Source organism: Coprococcus sp. AM97-35 (genome assembly GCF_027697525.1).
Classification (GTDB): domain Bacteria; phylum Bacillota; class Clostridia; order Lachnospirales; family Lachnospiraceae; genus Allocoprococcus; species Allocoprococcus comes.
The window spans coordinates 1-6,922 of record NZ_JAQESL010000045.1; the positions used below are offsets into that span (position 1 = coordinate 1).

General features: G+C 39.1%; 11 protein-coding genes. 4 read left to right on the forward strand and 7 right to left on the reverse strand.

The genetic code is table 11. The annotated features are described in order from the left end of the window. Positions 1-86 precede the first annotated feature (86 nt). The 3 genes from PG840_RS16085 to PG840_RS16095 form a co-directional block, all read right to left on the reverse strand. Complete coding sequence (locus PG840_RS16085) at positions 87-230, reverse strand: hypothetical protein (protein WP_270205830.1); 144 nt, start codon at positions 228-230, stop codon at positions 87-89. Between the two features lie 342 nt (positions 231-572). Then, positions 573-881, reverse strand: a complete 309-nt coding sequence (gene trxA / locus PG840_RS16090; protein ID WP_055247598.1) for a thioredoxin — start codon at positions 879-881, stop codon at positions 573-575. Then, the gene (locus PG840_RS16095) at positions 872-1,330 is read right to left on the reverse strand and encodes an RrF2 family transcriptional regulator (protein WP_117824793.1); all 459 of its coding nucleotides are present in this window, start codon (positions 1,328-1,330) and stop codon (positions 872-874) included. Before PG840_RS16095 ends, trxA begins: the two co-directional genes overlap by 10 nt. A 195-nt stretch (positions 1,331-1,525) precedes the next feature. Between PG840_RS16095 and PG840_RS16100 the strand changes: the two genes are divergently transcribed. Genes PG840_RS16100 through PG840_RS16110 form a run of 3 tightly spaced genes read left to right on the forward strand, consistent with a single transcriptional unit; the run spans position 1,526 to position 2,674 of the window. Beyond that, positions 1,526-1,879 (forward strand): DUF4118 domain-containing protein, encoded by a 354-nt coding sequence (locus PG840_RS16100; RefSeq protein WP_243272032.1) that lies wholly within the window; start codon positions 1,526-1,528, stop codon positions 1,877-1,879. Beyond that, positions 1,857-2,171: a sensor histidine kinase gene (locus PG840_RS16105; protein ID WP_270205829.1), complete on the forward strand. Its 315-nt coding sequence runs from the start codon at positions 1,857-1,859 to the stop codon at positions 2,169-2,171. Before PG840_RS16100 ends, PG840_RS16105 begins: the two co-directional genes overlap by 23 nt. Beyond that, the gene (locus tag PG840_RS16110; protein WP_270205828.1) at positions 2,156-2,674 is read left to right on the forward strand and encodes a response regulator transcription factor; all 519 of its coding nucleotides are present in this window, start codon (positions 2,156-2,158) and stop codon (positions 2,672-2,674) included. Before PG840_RS16105 ends, PG840_RS16110 begins: the two co-directional genes overlap by 16 nt. Before the next feature lie 173 nt (positions 2,675-2,847). On the opposite strand, the gene PG840_RS16115 is transcribed toward PG840_RS16110, so the two are convergent. The 4 genes from PG840_RS16115 to pdxS all read right to left on the reverse strand — a co-directional run bounded on the left by PG840_RS16115 (position 2,848) and on the right by pdxS (position 5,271). Then, positions 2,848-3,123, reverse strand: coding sequence for an EamA family transporter (locus PG840_RS16115; RefSeq protein WP_173826560.1), 276 nt, complete (start codon positions 3,121-3,123; stop codon positions 2,848-2,850). A gap of 46 nt (positions 3,124-3,169) precedes the next feature. Then, on the reverse strand, positions 3,170-3,706 hold the full coding sequence (locus PG840_RS16120; protein ID WP_270205827.1) for a DMT family transporter: 537 nt from the start codon (positions 3,704-3,706) through the stop codon (positions 3,170-3,172). A gap of 114 nt (positions 3,707-3,820) precedes the next feature. Next, entirely contained in the window at positions 3,821-4,393 is a 573-nt protein-coding gene (pdxT, locus tag PG840_RS16125; RefSeq protein WP_270205826.1) for a pyridoxal 5'-phosphate synthase glutaminase subunit PdxT, read from the reverse strand. Next, positions 4,393-5,271, reverse strand: coding sequence for a pyridoxal 5'-phosphate synthase lyase subunit PdxS (gene pdxS, locus PG840_RS16130; protein ID WP_117559477.1), 879 nt, complete (start codon positions 5,269-5,271; stop codon positions 4,393-4,395). Before pdxS ends, pdxT begins: the two co-directional genes overlap by 1 nt. A gap of 119 nt (positions 5,272-5,390) precedes the next feature. Here pdxS and pdxR point away from each other — a divergent pair, with 119 nt between their 5' ends. Beyond that, positions 5,391-6,791: a MocR-like pyridoxine biosynthesis transcription factor PdxR gene (gene pdxR, locus PG840_RS16135; RefSeq protein WP_270613879.1), complete on the forward strand. Its 1,401-nt coding sequence runs from the start codon at positions 5,391-5,393 to the stop codon at positions 6,789-6,791. Positions 6,792-6,922 lie beyond the last annotated feature (131 nt).

Below are 6,922 nucleotides of genomic sequence, written 5' to 3' on the forward strand. Positions count from 1 at the left end.
GTTGAATTTACAGCGTTTCTCTTTTTTTCGCAACAAAACGGGAGAGCAAAATCCCCATACTCTCCCATCTTTCAGCTCATCCATTCTTATTCTTCAACAGCCCACTTCTCAATCTGTTTCATAAATTTCTCATCTTCTGAAATAACTTTTACCAGCTTCTTATAATCAATTGCCATAAGTCCCAGTAGTCCAAATCGGGTTAATCTTTCTTTGTTTATTGCAAAATTCATAACTCTTCGTTGACACATGTAAGCGATTCGACTACCTGTGTATGCCGTAATCCAAGCTGTATCCTTATCAACTCTGAGTTTCATCAAATTCTTTATACGATTCTGTGGGGTTTTCCATTGCTTCCAGATACACATACGCAGCCTATAACAAATTCTTGCATCTAGTTCTTTACTACAGCTTCCTTCAGATTCCACCTCACAATGGACACCCTGTTCGGCTATATACTTCCTTGTTACCTAGGCGTATTCGGGACTTTCACCCGTTAGAGCGCGCCCATGGTGCGCAAACTACAAAAAGGATGTGCCTTGGCACATCCTTAGATAACTTATTCTATATTCTGCTTACCGAATCAGCTGTTCCAGTTCACTCTTTTCCTGAACTCCTAAAGTTCTCTCTGCGACCTTTCCATCTTTGAATACGAGAAATGTCGGAATTGACATTACCTTATATTCTCTGGCAAGCGCCATCTGCTCATCCACATTCACCTTACCTACCTTTACATCTGTAAGCTCCTGTGCGAGTTCGTCAACAACCGGTCCCATTGTCTGGCATGGTCCACACCATGTTGCCCAGAAATCTACCAGTACTGGTTCTTTTGCATTTAATACTTCTTCTTCAAAATTCTCTGTTGTTAAATTGATTACTGACATGATAGACATCCTCCTGTTTCATTATCTTTTTCTTCTTTAATGGCAGTAAGCCGTTCCTCTACTTTCTGGATCGTGATTCTTTCCAGATAATCATTACAGCTCCTGTTCATCCCTGTTACAAGTTCGTCCATAACTACAGACATCCCACTTGCAACCAAACACTTTTTATCCGGGTTTCCTGAACGCCAGGATGCTTTTACAAGCGTATTCTCCAGTGCATCACTGATCTGCCTCAGCGTAATATCCGAATTTGCTTTTGCGATCCGGTAACCGCCTCCCATGCCTTCTCTTGTCTCGATCAGACCGGCTTTTTTTAGTTTTCCCATCACTTTGCGTATACATACAGGATTTGTACATACATTATCTGCGAGTTCTTCACTTGCGATAGTAGCATTGCTGCGATCCAGAAATACAAGTGCATGAACCGCTATTGCAAATTCACTTGTCACGCTTCTCCCCTCATTTCTTATATGTTGAACTGTAATTTTTTTAATTACAGTTTATACTGTAAGAATATCACATACAGTTTGCCATGTCAACCTCTTTGCCTGGATTTTGTTATGATTTTTTATCTCTGTTGACATTTGCGAGAAAATATGATAGTTTTTTGTGAAAATTTTGTTTATTTATGAGGATTATCTGCTATGAATAAATTATTACATAACAATACACTTTTTACACTCACACTACTTGGCATCGCGACCGCACTTGCCTTTCTTTTTTTCTCATTCGTTTCTGAAAATACTGCAAACATCGCATTACTTTATATTATTGCCCAAATCTTGATTGCACGATATACGAACGGATACCTGCACGGGCTCTTTTCTTCTGTTTTCTCCGTAATCTGTATCAATTTCTTCTTTACCTATCCGTTTTTCCGACTGAATTTCACATTGAGCGGCTATCCGGTCACATTTATCGGAATGTTGATCATTATATTGCTCACCACAGCAACCACTTCCTCTCTTCTGTCTGATGGTTCCATCTTATCAGTGTAACAAGACTCCGGAGCTTACCGTCACTGATCATCCAGACCACGTAACCTTCTGTGTCAAAGATTTCGGACATGGTCTGAACCCGGACGTTATTCCGGATATTTTCAGTGGCATCTGCCACAATACTGGTTCCGTTGACTCCCACAAGGGTATGGGAATCGGCTTATCAATCTGCAAAACGATCATTGACGCACACAATGGTTATATCGAAGCCAAAAACCACACCAATGGTGCTTTATTTCTGTTTACATTACCAAAAGAAGAGGATGAAAACATTCCATGCAGCCAAAAGTAAATATCCTTTTTATAGAAGACGAACGAAATATCCTTACTTTTGTTAGAAAGCTGTTATATGGGCACAATTATAAAGTAACAACCGCCATAACCGGTACTGAAGGTCTTCAGCTGATAAATTCTATCTGTCCAGATCTCATTCTCCTTGATCTTGGGCTCCCGGATATGGATGGTCAGACAATCATCCGGCAAGTTCGTGAATGGTCCGACTGTCCAATCATCGTCATCTCTGCCCGTACAAATGAACATGAAAAGGTAAAAGCTCTCGATCTTGGCGCGGATGATTATATCACCAAACCATTCGGTTCCGCCGAACTCCTTGCACGTATCCGCACCTCACTCAGACACAGTACCCGGATGAATACCTCTTCAGATCAACTCTTCCACCCTTACAAATGTGGTGAGTTAATACTCGATTTTGAAAAACGTACCCTGACTATCAGTGGAAATATCGTTCATTTGACTCCAATCTCTTTTCAAATTACATATTTTCTTATAAAATGACTTTATCAAAAGAAATACAAAGAACTGGAGTGAGAGAGACATGAATATTGGAATGTTACTTTTGGTTATAATTGGAGGCTTTGCAGGTCTTTTTTCTACACTTTATATTTGTATCAGTCTTCCATTCACCATTATATGGAAGATTTATCGCCGGGTTGCAAAAGGCATCCCGATTATGAAATAGCTGTTTCGTTTAACATCCTAATTCCAAATATTTCTCCTGCTGATAAGGTTTCTTTATATAGTATTACACCAATCAAGGTAGCTGCAACTGGCTCAACTGATGCCAAAATAGAAGCTTTTCCATTATCTAAATTTTTAAGACCGGCAGTATACAGGCAAAATGCAAGCACTGTACTTAAAAAACCAAATAATAATGACCATCCTATCATATTTATGCTTGCGCAGCTTACTTTGATCACTTTTTCAAAATTGCATAAAGGAATCACACCGATTGCTGCAACAAAAAAAGTATAGAACGAAATTGTAAAACTATCATATCCTTTTTTTTAATGCAAAGCGACCAAAAATTGAATACAATGCATATCCAAATCCAGCACCAATACCTATTAAAATTCCTTTTCCACTAAGTGCCTGTGAACTTCCAATAATTCCTGTAACAAACACGCAACCGACAAAAGTCAGTACCAAAGCAATTGATTTTCTTACTGTAAATTTTTCATGAAATAATAAATACGAAAGAACCATAACGAAAGCCGGTGCCGTATAAAGAAGTACCGCTGCTACAGAGAGTGATGTCATCGTAATCGCTCTGAAATAACAATAATTAAAAAATACAATACTTAATAATCCAGTTCCCAGAAAACACCACAAATCCCTGAGTTTTATCCTTAATAAGCTTCTGTTATAAAACAGCAAAAAGAGAAACAATATGCACATCGTGGTAATTGCTCTTATAGCAACAATATCCAGCGATCCTAATCCACATTCTTTAAACTTGCGGACAAAAATTCCCATGCTTCCCCAAAGTATCCCTGCCAGGATTACCATTCCTGATGCAAGTTTTTTCATGATCCTGCCTCCTTATATCCAAAAAGGATGATAACGCAACAAGTATTGTTGCGCAATCACCCTCGAAATACTATTTTTACTATAATACAAATATGCAGGACTGTCCAGTGTAAATCAGACTAACTCTTTTACTATATCTAAAAATTTTTGATGGATCCTGATATCTTCATCCAGTTCCGGATGAAACGCAAATGCAAGCTGATTGCCATATTTTACACCAACCGTTTTTCCTTCAACAACCGCAAGAACTTCCACATCCTTTTCAGCAGACTCTATATATGGTGCCCGGATAAATGTCATTGGTACAATTCCAATTCCTTTTACCTCAGCTTCCGCATGAAAACTTCCAAGCTGTCTTCCATATGCGTTTCTCTTTACGCAAACCGGTAAAGTCCCAAAATGTTTTAGTTCATCATTTTCCAGTTTTTCAGCAAGAAGAATCATTCCCGCACAGGTTGCCAGTACCGGCATTCCATTCTCAATTTTTTCTTTCAGGATCTCGTACATTCCAAGTTCTCTTAAAAGTTTTCCCTGAACCGTACTTTCTCCTCCTGGAAGAACCAGTCCGTCAAAATCCTGTTCCAAATCTTCTGCCTTTCTAAGCTCTACACAGTCAGCTCCAAGTTTTTCAAGCATTTTTTCATGCTCAATAAAAGCTCCCTGCAATGCCAATACGCCTATTTTCATTATTTTCCTCTTTCTGCCATCAAAAGTTCAATTTCCTGCTCGTTAATTCCTACCATGGCTTCTCCGAGGTCTTTTGAAAGCTCTGCAATCAGTTTTGCATCTGTATAATTTGTCACCGCCTGTACAATTGCGGATGCTCTTTTTTCCGGATTTCCAGACTTGAAAATACCAGATCCAACAAATACACCTTCTGCTCCAAGCTGCATCATAAGTGCTGCATCTGCCGGTGTAGCTACACCTCCTGCCGCAAAATTTACCACCGGAAGTTTTCCATTTTCATGTACATATGCTACCAGTTCATATGGAACCTGAAGCTGTTTGGCCGCCTCAAAAAGTTCATCTTCCCTCATACTTGTAAGCTTTGCAATCTCGCTGTTCATCATTCTCATGTGACGGACTGCCTGTACAATATCGCCGGTTCCAGGTTCTCCTTTTGTACGGATCATTGCCGCACCTTCATTAATCCTCCGAAGTGCTTCTCCAAGATCTCTTGCTCCACATACGAATGGCACTTTGAATTCCCTCTTGTTAATATGGTAAACATCATCCGCCGGCGATAGCACTTCACTCTCATCAATGTAATCAATTTCAATCGCTTCCAGAATCTGAGCTTCCACAAAATGTCCAATACGGCACTTAGCCATAACCGGAATGGATACCGCTTCCTGAATTCCCTGGATCATTTTTGGATCACTCATACGTGACACACCGCCTGCGGCACGAATATCTGCCGGAATCCGTTCCAAAGCCATAACAGCACAAGCTCCTGCAGCTTCTGCGATCTTAGCCTGCTCCGGTGTCGTTACATCCATAATAACTCCGCCCTTTAACATCTGTGCCAGTTCTTTATTTAACTTATATCTTCCGTTTTCGCTCATTTTAATTTACCTCCAACTGTTTACGAATCTGATAGCATCGATTATAATATCTTTGTGACCATTTTAAAATTATCAAAATAAATATATTCAATAAGGTCAGATTCACAGGAGAATACATAATGTTGACATATACTTTCACAAATATAGGGTCAGATTCCCTTTATCAACACTTATATAAATGTATCAAAAATGACATTTTACAGGGAAAACTTGGTACTGGCGAGCGTCTCCCTTCCAAACGTCCATTTGCGAAAAATCTGGGTATCAGCGTCATTACCGTTGAAAATGCATATGAACAGCTAATTGCTGAAGGATATATCTATTCCATTCCGAAGAAAGGTTTTTATATATCCGATTTAAAAAGAGAACCTCTCTTCTCCCATACATCAAAAAATAAAAATATTATTTTGTCAAAACCAGCTTCCGCTTATATTGCAGATTTTTCCAACAACCAAACAGACAGCCAGATTTTTCCTTTTACTATATGGGCAAAAACCATGCGTGAAATTTTAAATGAAAATCAGGAACAGCTTATGATAAATCCGCCCTGTGGAGGTATTTTAGAACTGCGTACAAGTATCGCCAGCTATCTTCAGGAATTTCGCGGAATGCATGTAAGACCAGAACAAATCATTATCGGTGCCGGGACGGAATATCTCTACAGTCTTCTCATACAACTTCTTGGAAAGGATCTTACTTATGGGCTGGAGAATCCCGGATATCCTAAAACGGCGAAAATCTATGAAAGTTTTCATGTTCCATACCACTATATTGATATTGATAAAGAAGGCATTTCTGCATCTTCACTGGAAGATCAGAATATCTCTGTCATTCATATTTCACCGTCTCATCACTTTCCCACCGGAATTGTAATGCCGATCAGCAGACGATATGAACTACTCGGATGGGCTGCCAGGAAAACAGACCGATATATTATAGAAGACGATTATGACAGTGAACTTCGTTTATCTGGAAAACCTGTTCCTACGCTGCAAAGTATTGATGTTTCCGATCACGTAATTTATATCAATACCTTTACAAAAACACTGTCTTCTACTGTCCGAATCAGTTATATGATCCTTCCTGAGACACTTGCAGAAAAATATTATGAAACTCTTTCCTTTTATTCCTGCACGGTTTCAAATTTTGAACAATATGCTCTGGCTAAATTCATGGCGAATGGCAGCTTTGAAAAACACATAAATCGTCTTCGAAACTACTATCAGACAAAGCGGGATTCTATTTTATCTACTTTTAAAAACAGTTCTCTGGACAAATATATTACGATCACAGAAGAGGAGTCCGGTGTCCATTTTCTAATGCATATCAATACACCTAAGACCGAAGAACAGCTTCTGCTGGCAGCGCGCTCCAAAGGAATTAAACTTGCTCCTCTATCCGCCTACTATAACGGTTTTGCTGACTCTTCTGTTCTAAATACTTATGTAATGAATTACTCTTCTATCAACCTGAATAATCTTGACCAGATTGCTGAATCTCTATACCAGATTGTTAAATAATGAAATCAACAATCCCTCTGTAAACGTAACGTTCTACAAAGGGATTGAATTCATGAGATTACTGATTTTTCGCAAACAAAAAACTGTAAGCAACCGCTTACAGTTCTCAACTCCCCGAGTTGGGTTCGAAC

Coding starts and splice junctions, on each gene's coding strand:
- PG840_RS16085 (WP_270205830.1), bottom strand. CDS start 230: ATGAATTTTGCAATAAACAAAGAAAGATTAACCCGATTTGGACTACTG.
- trxA (WP_055247598.1), bottom strand. CDS start 881: ATGTCAGTAATCAATTTAACAACAGAGAATTTTGAAGAAGAAGTATTA.
- PG840_RS16100 (WP_243272032.1), top strand. CDS start 1,526: ATGAATAAATTATTACATAACAATACACTTTTTACACTCACACTACTT.
- PG840_RS16105 (WP_270205829.1), top strand. CDS start 1,857: ATGGTTCCATCTTATCAGTGTAACAAGACTCCGGAGCTTACCGTCACT.
- PG840_RS16110 (WP_270205828.1), top strand. CDS start 2,156: ATGCAGCCAAAAGTAAATATCCTTTTTATAGAAGACGAACGAAATATC.
- PG840_RS16120 (WP_270205827.1), bottom strand. CDS start 3,706: ATGAAAAAACTTGCATCAGGAATGGTAATCCTGGCAGGGATACTTTGG.
- pdxT (WP_270205826.1), bottom strand. CDS start 4,393: ATGAAAATAGGCGTATTGGCATTGCAGGGAGCTTTTATTGAGCATGAA.
- pdxS (WP_117559477.1), bottom strand. CDS start 5,271: ATGAGCGAAAACGGAAGATATAAGTTAAATAAAGAACTGGCACAGATG.
- pdxR (WP_270613879.1), top strand. CDS start 5,391: ATGTTGACATATACTTTCACAAATATAGGGTCAGATTCCCTTTATCAA.